At 67.0% G+C, this 23,750-nt stretch carries 17 protein-coding genes and 1 pseudogene; 13 read left to right on the top strand and 5 right to left on the bottom strand.

Going from position 1 to position 23,750, the window contains the following annotated elements; translation table 11 throughout:
• The first annotated feature begins 26 nt into the window (after positions 1–26).
• Both UAJ10_RS03315 and UAJ10_RS03310 read left to right on the top strand, forming a co-directional pair.
• A complete protein-coding gene (locus UAJ10_RS03315) occupies positions 27–1,760 on the top strand; it encodes a fructose-specific PTS transporter subunit EIIC (protein ID WP_322913946.1) in 1,734 nt (577 codons plus the stop codon).
• 151 nt (positions 1,761–1,911) lie between these two features.
• Positions 1,912–3,156 carry a carbohydrate porin gene (locus UAJ10_RS03310; RefSeq protein WP_322913945.1) on the top strand — a complete coding sequence of 415 codons (1,245 nt, stop codon included), beginning with the start codon at positions 1,912–1,914 and terminating at the stop codon, positions 3,154–3,156.
• A gap of 123 nt (positions 3,157–3,279) precedes the next feature.
• Here UAJ10_RS03310 and UAJ10_RS03305 read toward each other — a convergent pair whose 3' ends face one another.
• From UAJ10_RS03305 to UAJ10_RS03295, 3 genes are all read right to left on the bottom strand, one after another.
• Positions 3,280–4,728 (bottom strand): carbohydrate porin, encoded by a 1,449-nt coding sequence (locus UAJ10_RS03305; protein ID WP_322913944.1) that lies wholly within the window; start codon positions 4,726–4,728, stop codon positions 3,280–3,282.
• An 84-nt stretch (positions 4,729–4,812) separates the two neighbouring features.
• Positions 4,813–6,210, bottom strand: coding sequence for an MFS transporter (locus tag UAJ10_RS03300; protein ID WP_322913943.1), 1,398 nt, complete (start codon positions 6,208–6,210; stop codon positions 4,813–4,815).
• A gap of 120 nt (positions 6,211–6,330) precedes the next feature.
• Positions 6,331–7,293 carry a dihydrodipicolinate synthase family protein gene (locus UAJ10_RS03295; protein WP_322913942.1) on the bottom strand — a complete coding sequence of 321 codons (963 nt, stop codon included), beginning with the start codon at positions 7,291–7,293 and terminating at the stop codon, positions 6,331–6,333.
• Positions 7,294–7,468: 175 nt separating this feature from the next.
• Here UAJ10_RS03295 and UAJ10_RS03290 point away from each other — a divergent pair, with 175 nt between their 5' ends.
• Entirely contained in the window at positions 7,469–8,509 is a 1,041-nt protein-coding gene (locus UAJ10_RS03290) for a LacI family DNA-binding transcriptional regulator (protein WP_322913941.1), read from the top strand.
• A gap of 77 nt (positions 8,510–8,586) precedes the next feature.
• Here UAJ10_RS03290 and UAJ10_RS29815 read toward each other — a convergent pair.
• Positions 8,587–8,826, bottom strand: a pseudogene (locus UAJ10_RS29815) (transposase); the annotation flags it as partial.
• 506 nt (positions 8,827–9,332) lie between these two features.
• Here UAJ10_RS29815 and UAJ10_RS03280 point away from each other — a divergent pair.
• Genes UAJ10_RS03280 through UAJ10_RS03260 form a run of 5 tightly spaced genes read left to right on the top strand, consistent with a single transcriptional unit; the run spans position 9,333 to position 14,038 of the window.
• Positions 9,333–10,223, top strand: coding sequence for a TauD/TfdA dioxygenase family protein (locus tag UAJ10_RS03280; RefSeq protein ID WP_322913940.1), 891 nt, complete (start codon positions 9,333–9,335; stop codon positions 10,221–10,223).
• Positions 10,210–11,148 (top strand): ABC transporter substrate-binding protein, encoded by a 939-nt coding sequence (locus UAJ10_RS03275; RefSeq protein ID WP_322913939.1) that lies wholly within the window; start codon positions 10,210–10,212, stop codon positions 11,146–11,148. Before UAJ10_RS03280 ends, UAJ10_RS03275 begins: the two co-directional genes overlap by 14 nt.
• 29 nt (positions 11,149–11,177) lie before the next feature.
• Entirely contained in the window at positions 11,178–12,062 is an 885-nt protein-coding gene (locus UAJ10_RS03270) for an NADPH-dependent oxidoreductase (RefSeq protein WP_322913938.1), read from the top strand.
• Positions 12,059–13,684, top strand: a complete 1,626-nt coding sequence (locus tag UAJ10_RS03265) for an FAD-binding protein (RefSeq protein ID WP_322913937.1) — start codon at positions 12,059–12,061, stop codon at positions 13,682–13,684. The genes UAJ10_RS03270 and UAJ10_RS03265 overlap by 4 nt, the downstream gene beginning before the upstream one ends.
• Positions 13,685–13,699: 15 nt before the next feature.
• Entirely contained in the window at positions 13,700–14,038 is a 339-nt protein-coding gene (locus tag UAJ10_RS03260) for a ferredoxin family protein (RefSeq protein WP_322913936.1), read from the top strand.
• 130 nt (positions 14,039–14,168) lie between these two features.
• Here the strand turns inward: UAJ10_RS03260 and UAJ10_RS03255 are convergent, their stop codons facing one another.
• Entirely contained in the window at positions 14,169–16,613 is a 2,445-nt protein-coding gene (locus UAJ10_RS03255; RefSeq protein ID WP_322913935.1) for a TonB-dependent receptor plug domain-containing protein, read from the bottom strand.
• Positions 16,614–16,965: 352 nt separating this feature from the next.
• Between UAJ10_RS03255 and UAJ10_RS03250 the strand changes: the two genes are divergently transcribed.
• From UAJ10_RS03250 to UAJ10_RS03230, 5 genes are all read left to right on the top strand, one after another.
• The gene (locus tag UAJ10_RS03250; RefSeq protein ID WP_322913934.1) at positions 16,966–18,567 is read left to right on the top strand and encodes a flavin monoamine oxidase family protein; all 1,602 of its coding nucleotides are present in this window, start codon (positions 16,966–16,968) and stop codon (positions 18,565–18,567) included.
• 24 nt (positions 18,568–18,591) lie between these two features.
• Positions 18,592–19,116 carry a RidA family protein gene (locus UAJ10_RS03245; RefSeq protein WP_322913933.1) on the top strand — a complete coding sequence of 175 codons (525 nt, stop codon included), beginning with the start codon at positions 18,592–18,594 and terminating at the stop codon, positions 19,114–19,116.
• 585 nt (positions 19,117–19,701) lie between these two features.
• Complete coding sequence (locus UAJ10_RS03240; RefSeq protein WP_322914493.1) at positions 19,702–21,708, top strand: PAS domain-containing sensor histidine kinase; 2,007 nt, start codon at positions 19,702–19,704, stop codon at positions 21,706–21,708.
• 292 nt (positions 21,709–22,000) lie between these two features.
• Positions 22,001–22,831 carry an alpha/beta fold hydrolase gene (locus tag UAJ10_RS03235; protein WP_322913932.1) on the top strand — a complete coding sequence of 277 codons (831 nt, stop codon included), beginning with the start codon at positions 22,001–22,003 and terminating at the stop codon, positions 22,829–22,831.
• Positions 22,832–22,861: 30 nt separating this feature from the next.
• Positions 22,862–23,584 carry a hypothetical protein gene (locus UAJ10_RS03230; protein WP_322913931.1) on the top strand — a complete coding sequence of 241 codons (723 nt, stop codon included), beginning with the start codon at positions 22,862–22,864 and terminating at the stop codon, positions 23,582–23,584.
• Positions 23,585–23,750: the final 166 nt, after the last annotated feature.

Here is a 23,750-nt window from a genome sequence, read left to right as displayed (position 1 = left end):
GCGAACACCCGCCCCCGGGAGGAACCATGTCCGCATTGTTGGCTGTGATCGACGCCGGCGAAATGACCATCCACGCCCTGCTGGCGGCGGAGGCCCTGCGCAAGGCCGCCACCAGCGGGGGCCACACCATCGCCGTGGAGGTGCAAACCGGGCAGGGCGTCCTGGGCGCGTTGGAACCGGCGCGGATCCGGGAGGCGCACGCCGTTCTCCTGGTGGGAACGGGCATCCTGGACGCTGACCGCTTCGGGGCGCTGCCCCACCACGGCACCAGCATCGAGGCCGTCCTGGCCGATCCCGCCGCGGCCTTGGCCCCGCTGGTCCTGGCTGAACCGGAAAAAGCCGAGGGTCCACGACACATTGTGGCCATCACCTCCTGCCCGACGGGCATCGCCCACACCTTCATGGCGGCGGAGGGCCTGCAGCAGGGTGCCAAGACGCTGGGGCATGTCATCCGCGTCGAGACACAAGGATCGGTCGGGGCCCGGGACGGCCTGACGGACGGCGAGATCGCCGCCGCCGATATCGTCATCATCGCCGCGGACCGCCAAGTGGACCTGGGCCGCTTCGCCGGCAAGCGCGTGTTCCAGTCGGCGACAAAACCCGCGATCACCGATGGCGCCGGCCTTATCCAGCGGGCCCTGGCGGAAGCGATCCCCCTGGCCGGGCCGCAAGGCGGCGCGCTGGACGAGGGACAAGCCACCGGCGGTTCGCCGCAAGCCGTCGCCGGGGCGAAGGCCGGGCGCGGCGGGCGCACAGGCCCGTATAAGCATCTCATGACCGGTGTTTCCTTCATGCTGCCCTTCGTCGTGGCCGGGGGGCTGTTGATCGCGCTGGCCTTCGCGCTGGGCGGCATCTACGCCTATGACGACGCCCACAAGGGCACGCTGGCCTACGCCCTGTTCCAGGTTGGGGCCAAGGGGGCGTTCGTGCTGATCGTGCCCGTGCTGGCGGGCTACATCGCCCATTCCATCGCCGACCGGCCGGGCATCGCGCCCGGCATGATCGGCGGCATGGTGGCGGCCAACCTTCAGGCGGGCTTTCTGGGAGGCCTCCTGGCTGGGTTCATCGCCGGCTACGGCACCGCCTTCCTGAACCGCCATATCCGCCTGCCCCGGACGCTGGAAGGCCTGAAGCCGGTACTGATCCTGCCCTTGCTGGGCACCTTGCTGACGGGCCTGCTGATGATCTACGTCGTGGGCGGGCCGGCGGCCAGCGCGCTGGCCGCCATGACCACCTGGCTGAAGGGCATGCAGGGCAGCAGCGCCATCCTGCTGGGCGTCCTGATCGGCGGCATGATGGCCTTCGACATGGGCGGCCCCATCAACAAGGCTGCCTACGCCTTTTCCACGGGCCTGATCGCCAGCCAAGTCTACACCCCGATGGCGGCGGCGATGGTCGCCGGCATGACCCCGCCCTTGGGTCTCGCCTTGGCCGCCCAAGTGTTCGCCAACCGCTTCACGGCGGAGGAGCGGGAGACGCGCGGCGCCGCGGCGGTGTTGGGCCTGGCCTTCGTGACCGAGGGGGCCATCCCCTTCGCCGCCCGCGATCCGCTGCGGGTCATCCCGGCCCTGGTGGCGGGGTCCGCCGTGGCCGGCGCCGTTTCCATGGCCATCGGCGCGGAACTGCGGGTGCCCCACGGTGGCGTGTTCGTGCTGCCCATCCCCAACGCCGTCAGTCATGTCGGCGGCTATATCGCGGCGCTGGCCATCGGGGCCGGGGTGACGGCCGTCGCCCTGCGCATCCTGAAGCGCCCGGTCTGAAAGCCGAAGCCGCCCAACCAACAGGGCCGCCTCAAGGCCGTAACCCGAAGTTCCCAGGGAGGGATGATTCATGCGTGAAATCGCACGTTCGGTGCCAAACCCAGTGTTGCGCCCCGTTGTGGAAACGTTTCCAGTAGCCGCTATGGTTATAATGCTGTCCGGGGCCGCCCTGGCCGCCGAACCAGGCAGGGGCGAGACCATCGATTGGCTGGCCAGCTACACAGGCGAGGCGGCAGCCAATCCCAGCGGCGGCATGCGGCAGGGGGCGGACTATGCCGGCCAAATTCTGCTGGGCGCGGATGTGAACCTGAACAACGCCATGGACTGGAGCGGGGCCACCCTGCATGCCGCCGCGGTGAACCGCCACGGCAGCAACCTGGCGGCCCAGTATCTGGGCAGCACCACCTCGCTGCAGGAGATTTATGGCGCGCAGAACACGCGCCTGGCCCGCTTCACGGTGGAACAGTCCCTGCTGGACGGCCGCCTGGTGGTGGAAGGTGGGCGCACGGTGGCCAACATCAGCTTCCTCGGGTCATCGCTCTGCGCCAATTTCCAGATCAACTCCGCCTGCGGCAATCCCACCTTCGTCTTCAAAACCAGCAGCTTCACCTGGTGGCCGGTATCCAGCTGGGGCGCCCACGCCACCGCCTGGCTGACACCGACGGTCTATCTGCATGTCGGTGCCTACGAAGTGAACCCCAGCCACCAGTCCAGCACCGAGCATGGCTTCGATTGGGGCACGTCCACCGCCACGGGCGCCATCGCGCCGATGGCGCTGGGGTATCAGACGACGTTTGACAACGACCGCCTGCCCCGCAAATACGAAGTCGGCGGCTGGTACGATGGCGCCGATTATACCGACCCGCTCCGCGACGCGAGCGGGCGCGCCGCCGTGGTCAGCGGCCAGCCCAACGCCACCCTGAACGGCCGGTCGGGCGTGTTCTTCCGTTTCGAACAAATGGTGCTGCGCCCCGACGACACGTCGCAGCGGGGCTTGACCCTGTTCGGCGTGGCGATGACGGGCGTGAGTGGCCGGCTGATCGAAGACCATTTCCTGGAATTGGGCTTGGTCCAGCGCGGCACCTTCGCGGGACGCGACGACGATACCATCGGCTTCGTCGTGAACCAGCAGAAGTACAGCCACGACGCCCTGGAGGCTTTGAGCCTGGCCCGCGCGGCGGCAGGCGGCCACGGCACGCCGGCGGACGACCAGATCATGATGGAGTTGAGCTACGGCGTGCAACTGGACCGCGCCGTTCGCATCCAGCCCAACCTGCAATATGTCATCCATCCGGACCAGTTCGGCGACCCCGCGCGCCTGCATGACGCCCCGGACGCTTTCGTCATCGGCTTGCGGTTCGACCTGGACCTCGCCGCACTCCTGCGGGGACGCTAGCGCCCCGATACAGCCGTGCGTCATGGATGCGGGCGAAATGGGTAACGCCCGACATTCCCTCAGGGGACTGTGAAAGGGCGCCGAAATGAGCCCCTGGGCAAAGGCGAGTAAGGTTCTGAAGCCTTACCGCCACACGGGGAAGCCCAACACGGCGCCCAATTCGATCGATAACCGCACGCCAAATGCCAGGATGTCGTCGGACTGATGGGCCGCGCCGGGCTTTAGGATGTTATCGGGGTTCACGACATATTGGATGTTGGGGCTGACTTTGATGCCGCGCGCGACCTTGTAGCCGTAGTTGATTTCGAAGATGCTTTCGGCATTGTGCACGGGATCGGTGCCCCCGGCGGCGGCACGCGAGGCCCGCAGGAAATCAACCTCTCGCGGGCCCAACTGAATATAGCTGCCGACGACGCCGAAGGTATCGTCCGGCCGGCTCTCGAACGGCCCCGTCAACACGAAACCCAGTAGGGTCTGCTTCTTGAACTGAGTGAAGTCCGCGGTCGATCCAATCATGCCACCGAACAGCGTCAAGTTGCGCTGCCTATCCCCGCTGAAGCGGGCCACGACCATGTCCCCCATGGCGTACCATCCGGTTTGGCCCTCATCATGGATCAGCGCCGCCCCTTTGTAGGCGATGCGCGACACGCCGCGGCTGTTAAGGAAGGGGTCCGAAACGGGGGAGGTGTTGCGGAAGCCGCCCAACCGCAGGTGATAGGCATAGTCCTCCAGGGGTGAGGCGGACTGGAAGCCCATCTCACCCGCCGTTTGCACCCCTGTCGCCCCCTTGGTCGACCAGTCGAACCCATTGGTGGGGATGAGGGAGGTGTTGGCCTCGAACGCGCCCGCCTGGACATAGAAGGTCTTGGATAGATTGGCCTTCACCCGCCCACCCCAGGTGCCGTAGGGGAAGAACGACAGGGTCTTGTTTTGAATCGGCAGGACGGCGGGGTTGAAGCAGACGGAATTATTCTGGAAATTGCAGTAAATGGTAGAGGCGTTAAAGAAGGTCAGCGCCGAGACGCGCCCGCCGGTGACGTTGATCTTGCCGTCAAACAAGTCCTGATCCAGGGACAGGGCGGATAGGCGCATGTTGTGGTAAGTCTTGAAGCGCGTCTGAAAACTGACGGCATTCAGAGTGTGCTCGGCGGCCAGGGATGTGCCGATCGATTCATTGACCGACATATGGAATGTCGCCCCCGTCCAACCAACCATTTTATCAAGATCGAGGTCTGTACCGAAGGGGGTGGCCAGGGAATTGGCGCTACCCCGTCCCTGGCCACCGGTGGTGTTGGCCGCGAACTCGTCCACGAGCAAAGCGCGCAGATAGATGCCACGGTCGGCCAGCGCTTGGCCCACGTCCCTGAAGGGGCCGTCCGGCGGCGGGGGCGTGAACCCGCTTCCCGGAGGCGGAAGGATATGAAGTTGCGGAATGACCCGGGCGCGGTCGGTTTGCGCGGTCGGGGCCGTTTGTTCTTCAGCGGTGGCCGCCGGCTTCTCTTGTATGGTTTCAGCTAGACTGGAGGTCGTGCCCAAGACGATGCACCCTGCCAGCGCCGCCAGCATTTTCATGGATAAAGCCTCCCCGTTCGGACTTCGTCTCGCGCGAAGTTCCGTTGAAATTGTTGGAACGCGTCGGATGCCGTCGCCGGAGGTTCAGGGCGACAGGGTTTCCAGGGACTTGCCGGTTGTTTCCGGCGCACGCAGCCAGACGACCAGGCCGGTGATGGCTGACATGGCGGCGAAGACCAGAAAGACGGGCGCCACCGAGCCTTGCGCGACGATCATGCCGATCACCCAAGGCCCCGCCATGGACCCGGCGCGCAGCCAGGCGCTGCCCAGGCCAGCCCCCAAGGAGCGCAGCCGCGTCGGATAGAGCTCACCGGAATAGAGGTAGAGGGAATAGGTGACGGTCTGGATGGCTGCAAAGGCGGGCGTGGCGAGCAACACCACGGCGAGCGCGCTGCTTGCACCTTCCAGGTAGAGGGCCGCCAGCGGGAAAACGGCGAAGGCCAAGGCGCCGATGTACCAGCGGCGGCGGCCCACCCGGTCGATGACCAGGGCGCAGATGAAAGAGGCCACCAAGGCGGCGCCGGTGGTGATGAAGCCATAACCGATGGCCTGCCCGACCGGCATATTGAAGACCGTCTTGTATAGGGTCGGCAACCACGTGACCAAACCGTTGTTGATCATGTAGGCGCCAAACCACATGACCCACAGCAGCAGGGTGCGCGGGCCATAAAGCGGGCCGAACAGCTCCTTCACCGAGCCCTGGGCTTTTGGAGCGGCCACCGTCGCGGAAATGACAGGTTCCGGCAGAACCTTGCCATCGCGGATGGCGCTGGCCTCAAGGCGGGCCACGATGGCCTCCGCCCGCGCCATCCGCCCCTTGCTGATCAGCCAGCGCGGACTTTCCGACAGGAAGAAGCGCAGCGGGATGACCAGGGCGACCGGCACCATCCCCACGATGAACATGGCCTTCCAGCCAGCCTCGGGAACCAGCACCAGGCCGATCGCGCCGGCGGACGTGAGGCCCACCAGGAACAGCAGTTCGTACAGCAGGAAGAAACGTCCCCGCTTCTTGGCGCCCGACAACTCGTTGACATAGGCGCTGGCCACCGGAACTTCGCCACCAGTCCCGATGCCTTGCAGGAAGCGGAACAGCATGAGGGAATGCGCGTCCCAGGCGAAGACGCAGGCGCAGCTCATGGCGGCGAAGATGGCGATGGCCATGGCCAGGACGGGCAACCGGCCCAGGCGCTCCGCCAGCCAGCCGAAGATGACCGCACCGATCAACTGGCCGAAATATCCGGATGAGATGATGGCGGCGGTGGTCGCCGGCGTCAGCGCCCATTCCTTGGACAGGATGGGCATGGCATAGGCGATGGCGATGGTCGTGTAGCCGTCGAAGAAGGTCGCCATGCCGACGCACCCGCGCGCCCACATGACCGGCTTGGTTACCGGCAAGCGCTCCAGCCTGGCGATGAGGGCGGCACCTCCGGTCGTGGACGTGGTGCTCGGTCGCTCCGCGCCGTCCCGCGAAATCATATTCATTCGACCCTCCCAGTGGACGCACGCCTTCCCGCCCCGGCGCACCGGTGCGCGGCATGTCTTATTGTCTTTATACGGGTGGTCAAGGCACCCCAGGAACCCCGGGGCGCCTTGCGACGGGGACTAGATGATGGAGGCGGCCTTCAGCGCCGCCTTGATCTCAGCCTCCGCCTCCGGGGACAGATCCCGTAGAGGGGAACGGATGGTCGCGTTTTCAAGGATGCCGCGGGCGACCAGCGCGATCTTCAGAGCCACCGTGCCCTCCATATGCGATCCGCGATGGTAGATGGCCTTGGTGACCGGCAGCAGCTGGTCATGGATCTTCCGGGCCTTCGGGTAATCCTTGGCCTTGCCGGCGGCGATGAAGTCCACCAGCAGCTCGGGCGCCACGTTACCGTATCCGACCAGCGCCCCGTCCACGTCGAACATGGTGTGCAGCAGATATTCGTCGTGGCAGGTCAGGATCTGCAGGTCCGGGAACTCGTTGCGCAGCACGGGGATTTCCGTGTCCCAGCGGCGCATGTTGCGCACGCCGTTCTTGGTGGCCACCACGCCGGGCTGGGCCGCGATCTCCAACTGGGTTTTCAGATTGTAGCTGGCCTTGGTGACATCGGGGTACTGGAACAGGATGCACTGCAGGCCCGACTCTTCATGAATGGCCTTGTAACGGTCCTGCGGCGCCCCGTCCTGGAAGCCGAAACGCAGCCAGCCATGCGACGGGTAGACCAGGGCGCCGATGGCACCCGCATCGGCGGCGCGGCGCGCTTCCTTGGCGGCCACTTCCGTGCCCTCGCCGGTGATGCCGGCGATGATGGGAACCTGGCCGCCCACCGCCTCCACCAGCGTTTCAATGAGTTTCACCTGTTCATCCTGGGTCAGGAAGGTGCCTTCGCCGGCATGCCCCAGGCAAACCAGGCTTTTCACCCCCTTGATCGAGACCAGCCATTTTGCCAGCGCGGCGTTGGCTTCGTAGTCCACCTTGCCGTCCTTGGTGAAGGCCGTCACCGGGGCGGGACTCAGGCCGCGCAAATCCATGACGGGGGTGCGAAAGGCAGACTTCTCCTGCCGGGAGATGGGCGCGTTCATGGGTTTCCTCACAGTTATCGGTTTCAGGCGACGTTCCGTCATCTAATGAGGGATCGTTCGCGGGAACGTTCCCACGATCGATCCAAAGCACACTGGAGTCAAGCCCGATGTTGAGGCATACAAAAGGGAGGTGGGCACGCGCGGCGTCCGTGGCGTGGATGGCGGGGAGATTGCGTTGGCGGAAAAGGAAGATATGGCTGGTCGCCCAGGGCGGGTGACGTTGCACGACGTGGCGGCGGCGGCGGGCGTGTCCAAGTCCACGGTGTCGCGTATTCTGGATGAACGGTTGCCCCAGTCGGACAGCGAAACAGCCAGGCGGGTCCGGCAAGTGGCGGCCGGGCTCGGCTATATCCGCGATGTCTCAGCCGCCAGCCTGCGGCGCGGAAATACGATGACCATCGGTGTGATCGTGCCGCGCCTGACGGACACGGCCATGGCGATGCTTTATGAAGCGCTGACCAAGGCGTGCGTCCGTTCCGGGCGGTTCGCCATCGTCGCCACGACGGACGACAGGCCCAAGGCCGACAGGATGGCGGCGGAGACCTTGCTGCGCCGGGGGGTTGACGGCCTGGTCTTGTCCACAGCCCGTCAGGATGACGACTTTCCCAGCGATCTGACACGACGCGGCGTGCCTCATGTCCTGGCTTTGCGCACGGACGGCCTCAGCCTGTCCTCGGTTGGCGATGACATGCTGGGTGGCTACCTCGCGACCCGGCATCTACTGGATCTAGGGCATCGCCACATCGGCCTGATTGCCGGCCCCTCCTACGCGTCAAGCGCACGTGGCCGCGTCCAGGGATATAGGCAGGCGCTTGAGGAGGCGGGCGTGGCGCAGGATCCCGCCTATATCGTCGAGTCAACGTTCGGCATTGAATCCGGCGCGGAAGCGGCCATGGCCTTGATGCGCTTGGACCCCAAGCCCACCGCCGTTTTCGCGGTCAACGACAACACCGCCATTGGCGCCCTGTCGGCGCTCACCAGGCTGGGGTACACGGTTCCGGGCGATGTCTCCCTCGTGGGCTACAACGACATTCCCATCGTTGGACACCTGCCCACGCCGTTGACCACGTTGCGGGTGCCTTTCGACCAGATCGCATCGGTCGCGCTTGAATTGCTTACGCAAGAGCCGACCGAGGTGAACGACAGGATCAGGGTTTCCGCACCAACGCTGATCCCCCGACGATCCACGGCGCCACTTTCACTGAAGCGGAATTGATCCCCCAGGTGATTTAGCGTGTCGCCTTTCAGCCCGCGGCGCGTGAGCTTGCGCAGGAAATCGGTCCAGAAGGCTTCCGCTTCCGAGGGGCCAATGCCCATGCCCATGCCCAGCACCTCGCGCCGGCCGTCGCTGTTGACGGCCATGGCGATGGTGACGGCGACCGAGACGGTGCGCTTGTCCTGGCCGACCTTCAGGTAGGTGGCGTCAATCCAGAGATAGGGCCAGTCGCCCCTCGGTCTGCCGGTCGAGGAAGGCCTTCGTCCGGTCGTCGATGCGGCGCACAGCCGGCTGACCTGGCTCTTGGACACCCCCATGGCCTGACAAGGTCGTCCACCGACCGGGTGGGGATGTCCTGGATGTAGGCTTCCTGGGACGACGGCGGTCAGCGCCTTTTCCGCCATACGCCGGGGTTCCTGGAGGCCGGGCGTCGGTCATCGTGGTCACTCTCGGTTGGGCTTGTGTTGTGGTGACCAGACCTTACCGAAGGCCCACGATGACCGCCCGCCGGGTCAGCCCTTCCGGCTGGCTATGCCGTCATCCAGGACCGACCCGGCGGACGCGCTCCTTCACCAATCGGCGGGACATGACCCGAAGAGGGGCCCAGAGCAAGAGGAGTTCGGATTGCGTCTTCAATCCGCTGCCGGCTCACACTTTGGGTGTTGGCGCCGAAATATTAGTATTTCGAAAATAAAAGTCTGCCTCCACCATTTCTAAAATTTCTTCCCTGTCCCTGGGCCGTACACTCCATTTCAGAAGCGTGATTTTCAATATGGGTCACACCGGTGGCGGGTGCTTCGCCACCGCAAGCCGGAGGCATGCCATGAGCGCGGTTTCGTTAAGACAAGCGGGCCACAGTGACGCCGCCCCCCTGGGCATCCGGCGGCTGCAGCCGACGATCGGGGCGGAGATCAGTGGCGTGGATTTGCGCCAGCCCTTGGATGAGGCGACACGGGACGCCATCAAGGCCGCCGTGCTGCGCCACAAGGTGGTGTTCTTCCGCGACCAGGACATCACCCGCGACCAGCATGTGGCCTTCGCCCGGCAGTTCGGGCCGATTTACACCCACCCCACGACGGTTGGCGTGGACAATCACCCGCAGATCCATGGGATCACGGCTGCGGATTTCGCCAAATACGAACAGGCGCGGAAAGAGACGGCGGCCCAGGCCGGCAAGCCGGACATCGCGCATGAGGACAAATACCATACCGACACCAGCTGGCGCCTGGTCCCGGCCTGGGGGGCCGTGCTGCGCGGCGTCACCATCCCCGAGGTGGGCGGCGACACCATCTGGGTCGATGCGGAGGCCGCCTACAACGGCCTGCATGAGGACGTGAAGCGCCGCCTGGAAGGCCTGCACGTCACCCACGATTTCCGCGAGGCGCTGAACCGGGTGGGCAAGGACTATCCCATCGTCGCCCACCCCGTGGCCCGCCGCCATCCCGAGACCGGCGCCACCATCCTGTGGGTCAATTTCTCCCAGAAGCCGCAGATCCTGGGGCTGGAACTGTCGGAGAGCCGGGAGCTGCTGGCCCTGATCCTGAACCAGTACAAGCGCCCGGAATATCAGGTGCGCTTCTCCTGGCGGCCCCATTCCCTCGCCTTCTGGGACAATCGTGCCGCGGTGCACTATGCCGTGCGCAACTATGGCGATTTCCCCCGGGTGGTCGAGCGGGTGCTGATCGCCGACCAGGCCGATTATGCGGCGCTTTAAGGCGGTCGCGCTCGCCCTGGTGCTGACGGTCCTGGCTGGGCATGGCGGGGCCGCCGAACTGGCCCCCCTGCGCGTGGGCGACCAGCGCGGGGCCGTCCAGGTCCTGCTGAAAGCGGCGGGGGAGTTGGAGCATGTCCCCTATCGCATCGACTGGGCCCTGTTCCCGGTGGGCGCGCCGCTGGTGGAGGCGCTGAACGCCGACGCCATCGACTTCGGCTATGTCGGTGATGCCACCACCACCTTCGCCCTGGCCGCCGGCGCGCGCCTGAAGACCATCAACGTCTGGGACTTCGGCCAGGGGGGTGCGGCCATCGTCGTACCGGACAAGGCGCCCATTCACACCGTCGCCGATCTGCGCGGCCGCCGGGTGGGGCTGGTGCGCGGCTCCCCCGGCCACCTGCTGGTGGTCGCCGCCTTGAAGCAAGCGGGCGTGCCGCTGGCCGACGTCACCCTGGTCTACCTGTCGGCGGCCGACGCCAAGGCGGCCTTGGGCGGCGGGTCCATCGACGCCTGGGCCATCTGGGACCCCTACGTCGCCGCCGCCCAACTGCAGGACCACATGCGCATCCTGGTGGGCAGCCAGGGGACCGTGCGCGAGGTGGAGTGCGGTGTGGCCAGCGACGGCGCCATCGCCGCCAAACGCGCCCAGCTAATCGACTTCATCGCCCGCGTCCGCCGCGCCTATCAATGGGTGCGGGCCCACCGCCAGGAACAGGCGGAAGCCTATGCCAGGGACACCGGCACGCCCCTGGACGTGGCCGTCCTGACCTTCTCCCGCCAGCAGGTGACGGTGCTGCCGGCTGTGACGGACGAGGCCATCGCCGTGCACCAGGCCGTGGCGGACCTTTATTTCGAGGCCGGCGTCATCCCCACGCGCGTGGACGTGGCCCCGACCTACGACCGCAGCTTCGTGCTGCAACCCTGATCCCTTTCCCTATCCCAGGAGACCAGCCCATGACGCTTGCCGCCATCGCCCCGGCCTTCGCCTGCGGCGCGCCCCAGCGCCCCCATCCCGCCGCCGACCTGCTGGCCCGCCGCTATGGCGCCGACACCCCGCTGGATGCCGAGGCGCTGGGCCCCGACCAGTGGAACGAGGTGCTGACCGGGCTGCTGTCGCACAGGTCGGTGCGGGCCTACCGCGACGCGCCCCTGCCGGAGGGCACGCTGGAAACGCTGGTGGCGGCGGCGCAGTCGGCGGCCACCTCCTCCAATCTGCAAGCCTGGAGCGTGGTGGCCGTCACCGATCCCGCCCGCAAGGCGCGCCTCGCCGCCTGGGCGCAGAACCAGGCCCATATCGCGCAGGCCCCGCTGTTTCTGGTTTGGCTGGCCGACCTGTCGCGCCTGGACGGCCTAGCCAAGGCCACCGTGGGCGACGCCGCCGGGCTGGACTATCTGGAAACCCTGATCGTCGCCATCACCGATGCGACGATGGCGGCGCAAAACGCCGTGGTCGCGGCGGAATCGCTGGGCCTGGGCACCGTCTACATCGGCGCCATCCGCAACGAGACGGAGGCGGTGGCGGCGGAGCTGGATCTGCCGCCCAAGGTGCTGCCGCTGTTCGGGCTATGCGTCGGCTATGCCGATCCGGCCCGCCCGGCGGCGGTGAAGCCACGGCTGCCGCAAAGCGTGGTGCTGCATCATGAACGCTATGACGCGACCAGGGCGGAGGCCGCCGTCCCGGCCTATGACGCCCAGATCCGAGATTTCTACACCCGGCAGGGCATCGACGCCCCGGCCTGGAGCCAAACCGTGTCGGCGCGGGTGCGCGGCCCCGCCGCCCTGTCGGGCCGCCACCGCCTGCGCCAGATCCTGGTCGACCTGGGGTTTCCCCTGCGATGAGCGGCGCCGCGATGTCCCTGACGCTGGAAACCGACGTGCTGATCATCGGCGGCGGCCTGGCCGGGTGCTGGGCCGCCATCGCGGCGGCCGAGGCGGGGGCGGAGGTCGTCCTGGCCGACAAGGGCTATTGCGGCACCAGCGGCGTCACCGCCACCGCCGGCCCCAACCATTGGTGGGTCCCGCCCGATCCGGAACGGCGGGCGCAGGCGGTGCGGGAGCGCAACGCCCGCGCCCTGGGCCTGGCCGACCCGCGCTGGATGGCGCGCATCATCGACACCACCTGGCGCACCCTGCCCACCCTGGCCGATTACTACGACCATTCCCTCACGGCCGGCGGGGTACCCCATTACCAATCACTGCGCGGGCCGGAATATCTGCGCGCCCTGCGCCGCTATGCCGAAGCGCGGGGCGTGCGCATCCTGGACCACAGCCCCGCCCTGGAACTGCTGCTGCACGCTGACGGCGCGGTCGCCGGCGCGCGGGGCCTTCAACGGCAAGAAGGCCCGCCGGCAGGCCGGGACTGGACCGTGCGCGCGGCCGGGGTGGTGGTGGCCACCGGCGGCTGCGCCTTCCTGTCCAAGCTGCTGGGCAGCCGCAACAACACCGGCGACGGCCATCTGATGGCCGCGGAGGCCGGCGCGCGGCTGTCGGGCATGGAGTTCTCGACCTACCACACGGTGGCGGAGCGGCATTCCACCCAAACCCGGTCCGCCTCCTACGCCTTCGCCGATTATTTCGACGCGGATGGGCGGGAGATCGACACCGGCGGCGATCCGGACGTGACCGTGCCGCTGGCGCGCGCCCTGCTGGCCGGGCCGGTCTACGCCACGCTGGCCCGCATGCCGGCGGACCTGCAGGCCATCCTGCCCCAGATCCAGCCCGCCATCCTGCTGCCCTTCCATCGCCAGGGCATCGACCCCTTCACCCAGCGTTTCCCCATCACCCTGCATGGCGAGGGCACGGTGCGCGGCACCGGCGGCCTGCGGCTGGCGGATGAGGACTGCCAGACGGACGTCCCGGGTCTTTACGCCGCCGGGGACGTGGCCACGCGGGAACTGATCGCCGGCGCCATTTCCGGGGGCGGCGCCCAGAACTCCGCCTGGGCCGTTTCCTCCGGCACCTGGGCCGGCCAGGCGGCCGCCCGGCTGGCGCATGGCCGGGGACGCCGGATAGGGGAAGCGGTGGATGCCGCCGGAGGCGCGGGCCTGCGCCCCACCCAAGGCCCCGGCACCGCCAAACCCGATGCGAGCGACCTGACGCGGCAGCTGTATGACCGCGTCCGGGCGGAAATGCTGCCCTATGACAAGATCCTGTTCCGCCGCGCGCCCGTGCTGACGAGCTCGCTGGAGACCCTGGACGACTTGTGGCGCGTGGCGCGCGACCAGTTGGCCCCTGGGGCGTATGCCACGGCCCGCGTGCGGGCGCGGGAGGCGGCGGCCTTGGTGGCTTGCGCCCGCTGGGCCACCGCCGGCGCCCTGGCCCGCAGCGAAAGCCGTGGCCTGCACCGGCGGGAGGACGCGACGGCATTGGATCCCGCCCAGGCGCACCGGCTGTTGAGCGGCGGCCTGGACAGCGTCTGGGTGGCGCCGGAGAGCGTCGCGGTTTCCACTCAAGTCGCCTGATCGGATGAGGCTGTCATGATCGAACTGGTCTTCACCGACCGCTGTACCGGCTGTAACACCTGCGTCCGGATCTGCCCCACCAATGTGTTGGAAGCGGGGAACGGCGGCACACCCGTCATCGCCCGGCAGGAGGATTGCCAGACCTGCTTCCTGTGCGAACTGTATTGCGAGGCCGACGCCCTGTATGTCGCGCCCAATTGCGACGTGCCGGTGACCGTCGATGCCGACACCATCGCCGCCAGCGGCCTGCTGGGGCAATTCCGCCGCGATTCCGGGTGGCACGAATGGGCCGGCCAGTCCCCCAATCTGCATTGGCGCATGGGCGAGCTGTTCGCCCGCGCGCGATCGCGCTGACACCGTCGCATATCGTGACGGAGTGAAAAATGGGCGGCGGCCCCGATGGAACCGCCGCCCGAGGAACCCGGGATGAACCGGGCGGGAGGATGGCCCGCCGATACGACAGGCGGGCCAGCCGAACCTGCGATCAGAAGTCCGCCGACAGCTTCACGTAGTAATAGCCGCCGTTGAAGCCATAGGGCGTGTTCTGCGCATAGGTGTCGACGTTGATGCCGAACCAGCGCGTGGCCGGATTGGTCTTGGCCGGATAGCGGTCGAACAGGTTCTGCGCCCCCAGGTCGACGCGGAAACCCTGTGTGACGCGATACCCGATGTTGAGGTCGGTGAGGAAAGCCGGGCTGACGGCGCGGGCCACATAGTCGCCCACGCTGCTGTAATCATGCGCCACGTAATAGCTGTGGCCCCAGCGCGTCTCCCGCAGGGTGACGTCCCACGGCCCCAGGGTCCAGTTGGCGGCCAGCGAAATCTTGCTGCGCGGATCGTAGGACGTCAGCGACGTGATGGCGGTGGCGTCCAGGATGGTCACGCCGGCCAGGGCCTTGGGCGCCGGCTGCTGCTTCAGGATGCTGGTGACGTTGTAGTTGCCGGCCAGCGTCCATTTGATGGCGCCCAGGCTGGCCAAATCGGTGGTGTAATCCAGGTTGAGGTCGGCCCCCTGGGTGCGGGTGTCGACGCCGTTGAGATAGAAGGTGACGGAGGTGTTGCCCGCCGATATGCCCGCCGGCAGGCTGGCCCCGTTGGCCAGGATGGCCGCCTGGGCCAGGGAGCCCGACAGGGCCCCGGAGTTGATGATGCGGTTCTGGATCTCGATCTGATAGAAATCCAGGGTGGCGTGCAGGCCCGGCACCGGCTCCAGCACCAGCCCGGCGCTGTATTCGGTGGAGGTTTCGGGCTTCAGCGCCTGCACCCCCAGCAGCTTGGCGCCCGGGGAATTCACCGGCAGCTGCAGCGACGCCGAGGTGGGGCTGACGTTCAGGGCGGAGAAGTATTGCTGCGCCAGGGTGGGCGCCCGGAAGCCGTTGCCCACAGCACCACGCACCGCCAGCCAGGGCGTGATGTCGTACCGGCTGATCACCCGGCCGCTTTCGCTGTCGCCGAAGTCGTCGTAGTGCTCGACACGGCCCGCCAACTCGAATTGCCAGTCGCGCAGCAGTTGCGTCGACAGGTCGATGTAGCCGGCCGCGCTGTTGCGATCCGCCGTGTGGGCGTCCGTGGGCGTGAAGCCGGCATAGGAGGCGGAGCCACCGGCGGCGTAGGAGGCGTATTCGCCGGCGTCGACCTCATACACCTCATGCCGGTGCTCCAGGCCCCAGGCGACGTTCACCGGCTTGGCGAACAGGCCGACATCGAACTCCCGCACCAGGTCCAGGTTGGTGGTCTGCTGGGTGGACACCAGCTTGCCGGCGTTGAAGCTGGTCTGCTTGGCATAGGCGGCGTTGTAGAACCCGCTGCCGGCATTGGCCAGGTTGGGGTTGCCGGAATTGATGACACCAATGGCCAGCCAGTCGTGACCATAGGTGCTGCTGAGGTCCCAGTGCCAACCGACCAAGTTGTCGCCCCGGGCGCCCAGGGTGAAGCCGACGTCGTATTCGTCGGCCGTCTCCTCCGGGAAGAAGCCGTTGGGCCAGAGGGCGGGAATGCGGGAGCCGGGACGCCAGTTCTCATAAGATTCGGCCGACCGGTGGCTGGCCGTGCCGAAGCTGTAGAAGGTGACGCTGGGGGTCAGCGGCGCCTCGGCGTTGTAACCCACGTTGACCGTGTCGCTGAGCGGGTCGCCATAGATGCGCCCCTTGACCACGGTGCCCGTGGGCGCACGGGGATCGTCCCCGGTGCGGTTGGTGAAGTCGTGATGGCGATAGTCGGCCGTGACGTTCAGAAAGCCGCCGTCGCCCAGGTCGAAGCCATGGAAGACGGAGCCCTGGGCCGTGGCGCCGTCACCCCGGCCGGTGATGCCGCCCAGGGTGGAGACGTGCGTGCCGCTGTCCGCCTTCTTCAGGATGATGTTGATGACGCCGGCGATGGCGTCGGACCCGTATTGCGCGGCGGCGCCATCGCGCAACACCTCGATATGGTCGATGGAATCCAGCGGAATGAAATCCAGGTCGGCGGGGTTGGAACCGCCGTTGGGCCCGCCATCAGCGTAGATGTTGGCGGAGTTGTGCCGCCGCTTGCCGTTCACCAGCACCAGGGTCTGCCCCGGGCTCAAGCCGCGCAAGCGCGCGGAGCGCACCAGGTTGCCGACGTCGCCGCCGAACTGGTCGGCGGTGAAGGACGGCAGGGTGCCGCGCAGGGCATCCAGCAGGTTGGTCTGGCCGGTGGCCTGCAGCGTCTCGCCGCCCAGCACCTCGATGGAGGTCAAGCTGTCCTGCACCCTCTTGCCGGCCTCGCGGGTGCCGGTGACGATGATCTCGCTGAGGTCTTCAGCGGCGGCCGGCGCCGGAGTGGCGTCGCCAGCGGCGGACCAGCCGGTGGCGGGGAACGCGGCCGCCAGGGCGACAAGGCCGGCGCCCGTCAGGAGGCGGGCCGGAAGACGGACCAGAGGACGTAATGGACGCAAAATGGATGACGGCATGAGGTGGCCCCTTCGGATTTTCTTGATTGGATTTTGGAATGGCCGGCCGCTGCCATGACGCGTCGCGGCAACCATAACCCAGGGTTGCCGCGCCCGCGCCCACCGCACAAATTGCATCGCTCAATGTGTTCGTTAAGCGCCCGTCAAATTATGAGCGACGATGCCGATATGCGCAGACCATCTGCATTTGAACTCCCCTTACCGGGGCGCAGACATGGGAAATGGCGGTGGTATTTTTAAAATATTGAAGTATCGAATAAACTGATGAGCTTATTGATTTTAACTCAATATCGCCCCCGTCCCGCCATCGGCACTGTCACCGCCAGCAAAAGGATGCGTGGAGGACTGACAGATGGCCATAACCCGTCGGCGGCTGCTGGCGCGCGCGGCGCAGTGGGGCGGCTATGCCGCCGCCTATGGCACCATGACGGCCTTGGGGCTGACCCCGGTGCCCGCGGCCTACGCCGGGCCGCCGGCCCTGCCCGCCACCACAGGGACGGGACGCCGCGTCGTGGTGCTGGGCGCTGGCATCGCCGGGCTGGTGGCGGCTTATGAGCTGGAACGGGCCGGCTTCGCGGTCGTGGTGCTGGAGGCCCGTAATCGCGTCGGGGGCCGGACCTGGTCCATCCGCGACGGTGACCGCATCACCCTGGCGGGGGAGGCCGACCAGACCGCGCGGCTGTCACCGGGGCTCTACTTCAATGCCGGCCCTGCCCGTATTCCCAGCCATCACCAGGGCCTGCTGGGCTATGCCCGCGCCCTCAAGGTGCCGCTGGAGGTGGAGGTCAACAGCAGCCGCAGCGCCCTGATCCAGACCACGACCGCCAACGGGGGAAAACCCATCCAACAGCGCCAGGCGGTGAACGATGTGCGCGGCGGGTTGTCGGAGCTGCTGGCCAAGGCCACCCGGCGGGGCGCCCTGGACCAGGACCTGACGGCCGAGGATAAGGAGCGCCTGCTGGCCTTCCTGAAATCCTACGGCGACCTGTCACCGGAGGGGCGCTACGACGGGTCCGACCGCTCAGGGTATGTCCAGCCGCCAGGGGCGGCGGACCAGGTGGGCCAGCGGCGGGCCCCCCTGCCCCTGCGCGACCTGCTGGGGGAGGATACGGTCGCCCCCGCCATCCTGTTCGAGGAAAACGTCCTGATGCAGGCGACCATGTTCCAGCCGGTGGGCGGCATGGACCGCATCCCGGTGGCCCTGGCGAAGGCGCTGAAGGCCCCGCCCCGGCTGAACGCTGTGGTGGACCGCGTCCGCTCCGGCCCCGACGGCGTCACCATCCGTTACCGCGATGGGCGAACGGGGGAGCAGCATGAGCTGGCGGCCGATTATGCCGTGGTCACCATCCCCCTGCCCGTCCTGGCCGGCATCGACAGTGACTTTCCCGCCCCGGTGACGGCGGCGATCCGCGGCGCCGTCTATGACGCCGCCAACAAGGTGGCGTTCGAGGCGCCGCGCTTTTGGGAGCGGGAGCAGATTTACGGCGGCATCTCCTACACCGGCGGGGAAACCTCCCTGGTGTGGTATCCCAGCGGCGGGTACCACCAGGATCGCGGCCTGCTGGTGGCCACCTACAACGCCGGGGCGACGGCCGCCGCCTTCCAGAAGCGGCCGCTGGCGGAGCAGGTCGCCCTCGCCCGCGCCTCGGTCGATCGGCTGCATCCGGGCCATGGCGCCGACCTGGCCCAGCCGCTGGTGGTGAACTGGAGCAAGGTGCCGTTCAACCTGGGACCTTGGCTGCATTGGGACCAGGACGGCAACGATCCCGCCGCCTACACCCTGTTGAACCAGCCCGCCGGCCGTGTCTATTTCAGCGGCGCCCATCTCAGCCAGTTGCCCAGCTGGCAGGAGGGTGGTGTCCTGGCGGCCCAGCGCACGGTGGTGGAACTGGCCCGCCGGGTCGCCGCCGACGCCCTGGCCGGCCGGGCCCCCAAGGCCGCCCAGCACGGCTGACACCTCATGAGGAGATCGAACAAGATGCGCCCGTCCGTCCTGCTGTCCGCCCTGGCCCTGCTGGCCGCCGTTCCCGCCGCCGTCGCTGACGCCCGGGCCGAAACCGGCATCGTCCGCACCCAGGGGTCCAACGCCGACAGCCCCATCGCCGCCGCCGTCACCGTGCCCGCCGGGGCGGAGACGGTCTATCTCAGCGGCGCCCTTCCCGCCGTGATCGACCCCAACGCGCCCAAGGGCAGCGTCCAGGCCTATGGCGACACGCAAGCGCAGACGCTGAGCGTCCTGTCGAAGCTGAAGGCCACGCTGGAGGGCTTGGGCTATGGCCTGGGCGACGTCGTCCAGGCCCACGTCTTCCTGGCCGGCGACCCGAACAAGGGCGGGGATATCGACTTCGCCGGCCTGCAAGCGGCCTGGACGCAGTATTTCGGCACGGCGGCCCAACCCAACAAGCCGGCGCGCAGCACCGTGAAGGTCGCCGCCCTGGTACTGCCCGGCGCCCTGGTGGAGATCGAGCTGACCGCCGCCAAGGTCGCCGGCGGCAAACACTGAGGCCAACCACGGATGCGGGATCGGCGCGGGCTTACCTTAAGGGCAATCCAGTGGCGCCCACCGACCCTCGAAGCTCCCGCTAACCAGCCTCAACCTCGCCCCTGAGCGACGACGGGATTTCCCCTCGTCCCGTCCGTGATCCTGGCCGCTTCCGTCGCGATAGATGGCCTATACGCAGCCCGCCCGATCATCGATTAGTCTATTAATTATTTGGAATTAAACATAAAAATCGTCTTCTCGGAAAAATCACCGTCAGGGCATACCTGCGATAATCTCGGCTGGCCCCCTGCCGCTTGGCGCGCCGCGACGCCGCGACGCCGCACGTCATCCTCATTTCCGCGTTCAGCAGCAACGATTTGCATAGCCTGGCCCAGCGCGCCGGAGCGATTTGCCTATTGGCGAAGCCATTCAATCCAAGCCACCTTATCGAGCGGGTCGCGGCAGCGATCCGGGACGTTCCCCCGGTGGGGCCTCCCATGGGCTGACGCCCACCCAGATTTAACGGTTCCGGGGGCATCCCGCGCCGCTAAGGATGAATGATTGCTCCCGTCTGATCCGCCTTCATTGCCCCCCCACTTGCTGACCATGCTCCAAGGGCTCAACGATGCGGTCGTCCTGTTTGACCGCGCTGGCCACGTGGTCACGCTCAATGCGTCGGCGGAGCGGTTATACCGGATCACCGCCTCGGAAGCCGTGGGTGGGCCGGTCCAAAAACTCCTGCCGCCACCGGACGATCCGACACAGCGCGCCATGGCGGCCGACCTGGATGCCAAGGGCACATGGCAGGGGCAGCTGACCAGACGCGACGCAGACGGTGGCGCCATCGTGGTGGAGGTCCGCGTCAGCCGCCTGGACGGCGACGGCACTCTGTATATGGACGCGGCGCGCGACATCACCGCCAATCTCGCGACCGAGGATGCGCTAAGGCTCGCCCAGGTGCGCAACGTCAACCTTTTCGAGGCCATGGCCGTCTCATTCTGGGACATGGACTTCAAGGCGACGGCGGAAGCGCTGCGCCAGAAGATGGCGGAGGGGGTGACCGACCTGCCGGCCTATTTCGCGGCCAATCCCGATTATGTCCGCTGGCTGCAGCGGCAGGTGAAAGTCATCGCCATCAACCAGCGCACCGCCGACCTGTTCGGTGGCGGACGCGCCGATATCTTCGCCGACATCACGCCGTATTGGCCGGACGCCAGCTGCGTCCACTTCACCACCGGCTTGCTCAAAGGCATGCGACGGGAGGCCAGCTATATCGAGGAAGTGCGCCTGCGCCGCATCGACGGATCGGAATTCGATTGCCTGTTCACCGCGACCTTCCCGCCGGAGACCGTGCCATCCGGCCGGGTGATCGTCGGCGTCATCGACATCGATGACCAGAAAAAAGCGCTGGCCGAATTGTCGAGAAGCGAGAACCGCTACCGCACGCTTTTCGAGACCACGGGCGTGGCGTTCTTCCGCTTTGACACCAGCGCCATGAACGCCACCTTCACCGCCCTGCGGGAACAAGGGGTGACGGATCTCGGGAGCCATGTCGCGCAGCATCCCGACTTCCTGGAGCGAGCCAAGGAGCAAATCCTGTGCGTGGATGCGAACGCCAGCGCGGTACGTCTGTTGCGCGCCGCATCCAAGGACGAATTGCTGGGAAGCCTGCGTTGGGTCAGCGCCCCGGATCATGAGCGGGGTCTGCTGGAAACATTGAAAGCCAGCTTCCGTGACCACGCCACCTATCAGAGCGAACATCTGATCGGCCGCTTGGACGGCACGCTGGTGCCGTGCCTGTGGTTCACCGTCGCGCCGCCGGAACTGCGCGGCCAGAACACCGCCTTCGTCGGCCTGATCGACATCTCCGAGCAGGAAGCCGCCCGGGCCGCGGTCCAGGCCATGCAAGTCGAACTGGCCCATGCCGCCCGCGTCGCGATATTGGGCGAGTTGACGGCGTCGCTGGCGCATGAAGTGGCCCAGCCGCTGAGCGCCATCGCCTCGCGTAGCGAAGCGGTGAAGCGCTGGCTTTCCCGCGATACCGTGGATGTGCCCACCGTCCGGACCCTGGTAGGCAAGATCCTGGACAGCGTCGACCGAGCGACAGAAATCGTCAGCCGCATCCGGGCCATGGCGATCAGGGCCCCGTTCCATACCGAACGGGTCGATTTGGCGAAGCTGGTGCGCGATACCGTCGCCTTCCTGTCACACGAGTTGGAAAACGCCCGGGTGGCGATCCGCATCAACGCCGGGCAGGAGGTGCACGCCGTGGAAGGGGACAGGGTGCAACTCCAGCAACTGGTGTTCAACATCATCTTGAACGCCCACCAGGCGTTGGAGACCCACAACGGTGCCGACCGCCGCATCACCATCACCCTCCGGCCCGACGGCGGCAACGTCGTCACGACGATCGATGACAATGGCCCCGGCATCCCCCCGGGTGACCTGCAGCACGTGTTTGAGAGTTTCCGCACCACCAAAAGCAACGGAATGGGGATCGGCCTGTCCGTCTGTCGCTCCATCGTGGAGCGTCATGGCGGTCAGTTGATGGCCAGCAACTTGCCCGATGGCGGCGCGCGCTTCCTATTCCGGCTGCCCACAGCCGCGACTTAGCGGGGCCGCCGGTTCGACCGGCCTCTTCCCCAGCCCTTCGCCGGCCACGGGCGGCCCTTCCTCACAAGAATTCACAACGTCTCCCGCGACGGCGGCCGGTGGCTGGCGCTACCACGGTCGGTGCCGGGCGACGGTGACGGGTCCGCGGCACACCGCCGGACGATGCCGCACCGCCCCATAAGCCGCCGGCCGGGCAGCGCCACGCGGCTTGGCGGCGCGAACACCAACATGCCTGGTCCGGCGCTTTTGGCAAACGGGCATAGGGTTCGTGAGCATCTTCGGAGGAAGGAACATGTCAATCACCCTCGAAACCGCGCCGACGCTGCACGTCGAGGCAGCCGGCATCCGCTTCGCCTACCGGCGGCTCGGCCCCAAGACGGGCATTCCGCTCGTTCTGCTTCAACACTTCACCGGCACGATGGACGCCTGGGATCCGCTCGTGGTCAACGCCTTGGCCACGGACCGGCCTGTCATCGTCTTCAACAACGCGGGCGTCGGCACGTCGACCGGCACGGTCCCGGACACGGTGGAACAGATGGCCATCGACGCGGAAACCTTCATCGCCGCGCTTGGCCTGGCCGAGGCCGACCTCCTGGGCTTCTCCCTCGGCGGCTTCCTGGCCCAGGTGTTGGCGCCACGAACCAAGGTCAAAATCCGCAAGATCATCATCGCCGGCTCCGCGGCCAAGGGTGGCGAGGAGCATCTGCTGCAGGTGGTCGAGGACGCCTTCGCCAAGGGCGCGCGGGACGTCAGGCTTCCCCTGTTCTTCACGCCGTCCCAGTCCAGCCAGGACGCCGGCGGCGCGTTCATCGACCGCGCCGCCGCCCGTACCGTGGAGCGTGATCCGGATAGCGGCGAGGCCGTCAGCAATCCCCAGGCGAAAGCCATCATCGGCTGGTGCGCCGAAACCGATCCCGGCCACGCGTCGTTGCAAGCCATCCGCCAGCCCGCCCTGATCGTCCACGGCAGTGACGACACCATGTTCCCGTCGATCAACGCGTACGAGATGTTCAAGAACACGCCCGACGCGACCCTGATCATTTACCCGGATTCCGGCCACGGCGCGCTCTTCCAGTATCCGGAAACATTCGTAAGTCACGTGAAGACGTTCCTGGACGCCTGATTAGACCGCCAATACCAAAGGATATGGACCATGAATACTCTTGCCCAGAAGATCATTGACGCTCACGGCGGCCTGGAGACATGGCAGCGCTTTTCCAGCCTGACCGCGCATCTGAAGCAGGGCGGCGCCCTGTGGGCCCTCAAGGGTCACGCCGGCACGCTGGATGAGACCAACGTGACCGTCGGCCTGGGTGACGAATGGGCGTCGCACCACCCCTTCGGCACGGACGGAAAGGTTTCGCGGTTCCAGCCGGGCAAGATTGAGATCCAGGACGGCACCGGTCAGCCAATCGACACGCTCGCCGACCCGCGCGCCTCGTTCGCCGGCCACACCCTGGAGACACCGTGGACCGAGCCCCAGTTGGCCTATTTCGCCGGCATCGCGATGTGGACCTACCTCAACATGCCCTTCCTGTTGGCCAAGCCCGGCGTGGTGTGCGAACAGCTGGAGGACTGGAGCGAGAACGGGGAAACCTGGCAGCGGCTGAGGGTCACCTTCCCCCAGGACATCGCCACCCACAGCACGGTGCAGACCCTGTACGTCGATCAGGACGGCCTGCTGAAACGCCACGATTATGACGTCGAGATCGCCGGCGGCACCTCAGGCGCCCACTACGTCTCCGGCTACATCGATGTCCAGGGCCTGAAGTTCCCCACGGAACGCCGCATTTTCCCGCGGCTGCCGGACGGCACGTCGCTGAGCGAGCCGCTGGTCGTCTCGATCGACCTGTCGAACTTCGCGCTCCACATCTGACGACGCGGCTCTGTTCATTTTTCACCGGGCGAGGTGGCGTGCCGCGCCACGCCGCCAGCCCGACGACTTGGTTGCGTAGAATGTCCGGAAACGGTGGATAAATGTCCCGGGCCTCGATTGTGCGGGGCGAGACGGTCGGTATCATTGCCGAGGTTTTCGCCCGCCC

The organism is Nitrospirillum guaranorum, from assembly GCF_034653275.1.
Taxonomy (GTDB): domain Bacteria; phylum Pseudomonadota; class Alphaproteobacteria; order Azospirillales; family Azospirillaceae; genus Nitrospirillum.
This window is presented reverse-complemented; position numbering and strand designations above follow the sequence as displayed.

What these genes read in the sequence shown, in the direction of transcription:
- UAJ10_RS03315 (WP_322913946.1), top strand. Translation starts at nt 27, where the DNA reads ATGTCCGCATTGTTGGCTGTGATCGACGCCGGCGAAATGACCATCCAC.
- UAJ10_RS03310 (WP_322913945.1), top strand. Translation starts at nt 1,912, where the DNA reads ATGCTGTCCGGGGCCGCCCTGGCCGCCGAACCAGGCAGGGGCGAGACC.
- UAJ10_RS03305 (WP_322913944.1), bottom strand. Translation starts at nt 4,728, where the DNA reads ATGAAAATGCTGGCGGCGCTGGCAGGGTGCATCGTCTTGGGCACGACC.
- UAJ10_RS03300 (WP_322913943.1), bottom strand. Translation starts at nt 6,210, where the DNA reads ATGAATATGATTTCGCGGGACGGCGCGGAGCGACCGAGCACCACGTCC.
- UAJ10_RS03295 (WP_322913942.1), bottom strand. Translation starts at nt 7,293, where the DNA reads ATGAACGCGCCCATCTCCCGGCAGGAGAAGTCTGCCTTTCGCACCCCC.
- UAJ10_RS03280 (WP_322913940.1), top strand. Translation starts at nt 9,333, where the DNA reads ATGAGCGCGGTTTCGTTAAGACAAGCGGGCCACAGTGACGCCGCCCCC.
- UAJ10_RS03275 (WP_322913939.1), top strand. Translation starts at nt 10,210, where the DNA reads ATGCGGCGCTTTAAGGCGGTCGCGCTCGCCCTGGTGCTGACGGTCCTG.
- UAJ10_RS03270 (WP_322913938.1), top strand. Translation starts at nt 11,178, where the DNA reads ATGACGCTTGCCGCCATCGCCCCGGCCTTCGCCTGCGGCGCGCCCCAG.
- UAJ10_RS03265 (WP_322913937.1), top strand. Translation starts at nt 12,059, where the DNA reads ATGAGCGGCGCCGCGATGTCCCTGACGCTGGAAACCGACGTGCTGATC.
- UAJ10_RS03260 (WP_322913936.1), top strand. Translation starts at nt 13,700, where the DNA reads ATGATCGAACTGGTCTTCACCGACCGCTGTACCGGCTGTAACACCTGC.
- UAJ10_RS03255 (WP_322913935.1), bottom strand. Translation starts at nt 16,613, where the DNA reads ATGCCGTCATCCATTTTGCGTCCATTACGTCCTCTGGTCCGTCTTCCG.
- UAJ10_RS03250 (WP_322913934.1), top strand. Translation starts at nt 16,966, where the DNA reads ATGGCCATAACCCGTCGGCGGCTGCTGGCGCGCGCGGCGCAGTGGGGC.
- UAJ10_RS03245 (WP_322913933.1), top strand. Translation starts at nt 18,592, where the DNA reads ATGCGCCCGTCCGTCCTGCTGTCCGCCCTGGCCCTGCTGGCCGCCGTT.
- UAJ10_RS03240 (WP_322914493.1), top strand. Translation starts at nt 19,702, where the DNA reads ATGCTCCAAGGGCTCAACGATGCGGTCGTCCTGTTTGACCGCGCTGGC.
- UAJ10_RS03235 (WP_322913932.1), top strand. Translation starts at nt 22,001, where the DNA reads ATGTCAATCACCCTCGAAACCGCGCCGACGCTGCACGTCGAGGCAGCC.
- UAJ10_RS03230 (WP_322913931.1), top strand. Translation starts at nt 22,862, where the DNA reads ATGAATACTCTTGCCCAGAAGATCATTGACGCTCACGGCGGCCTGGAG.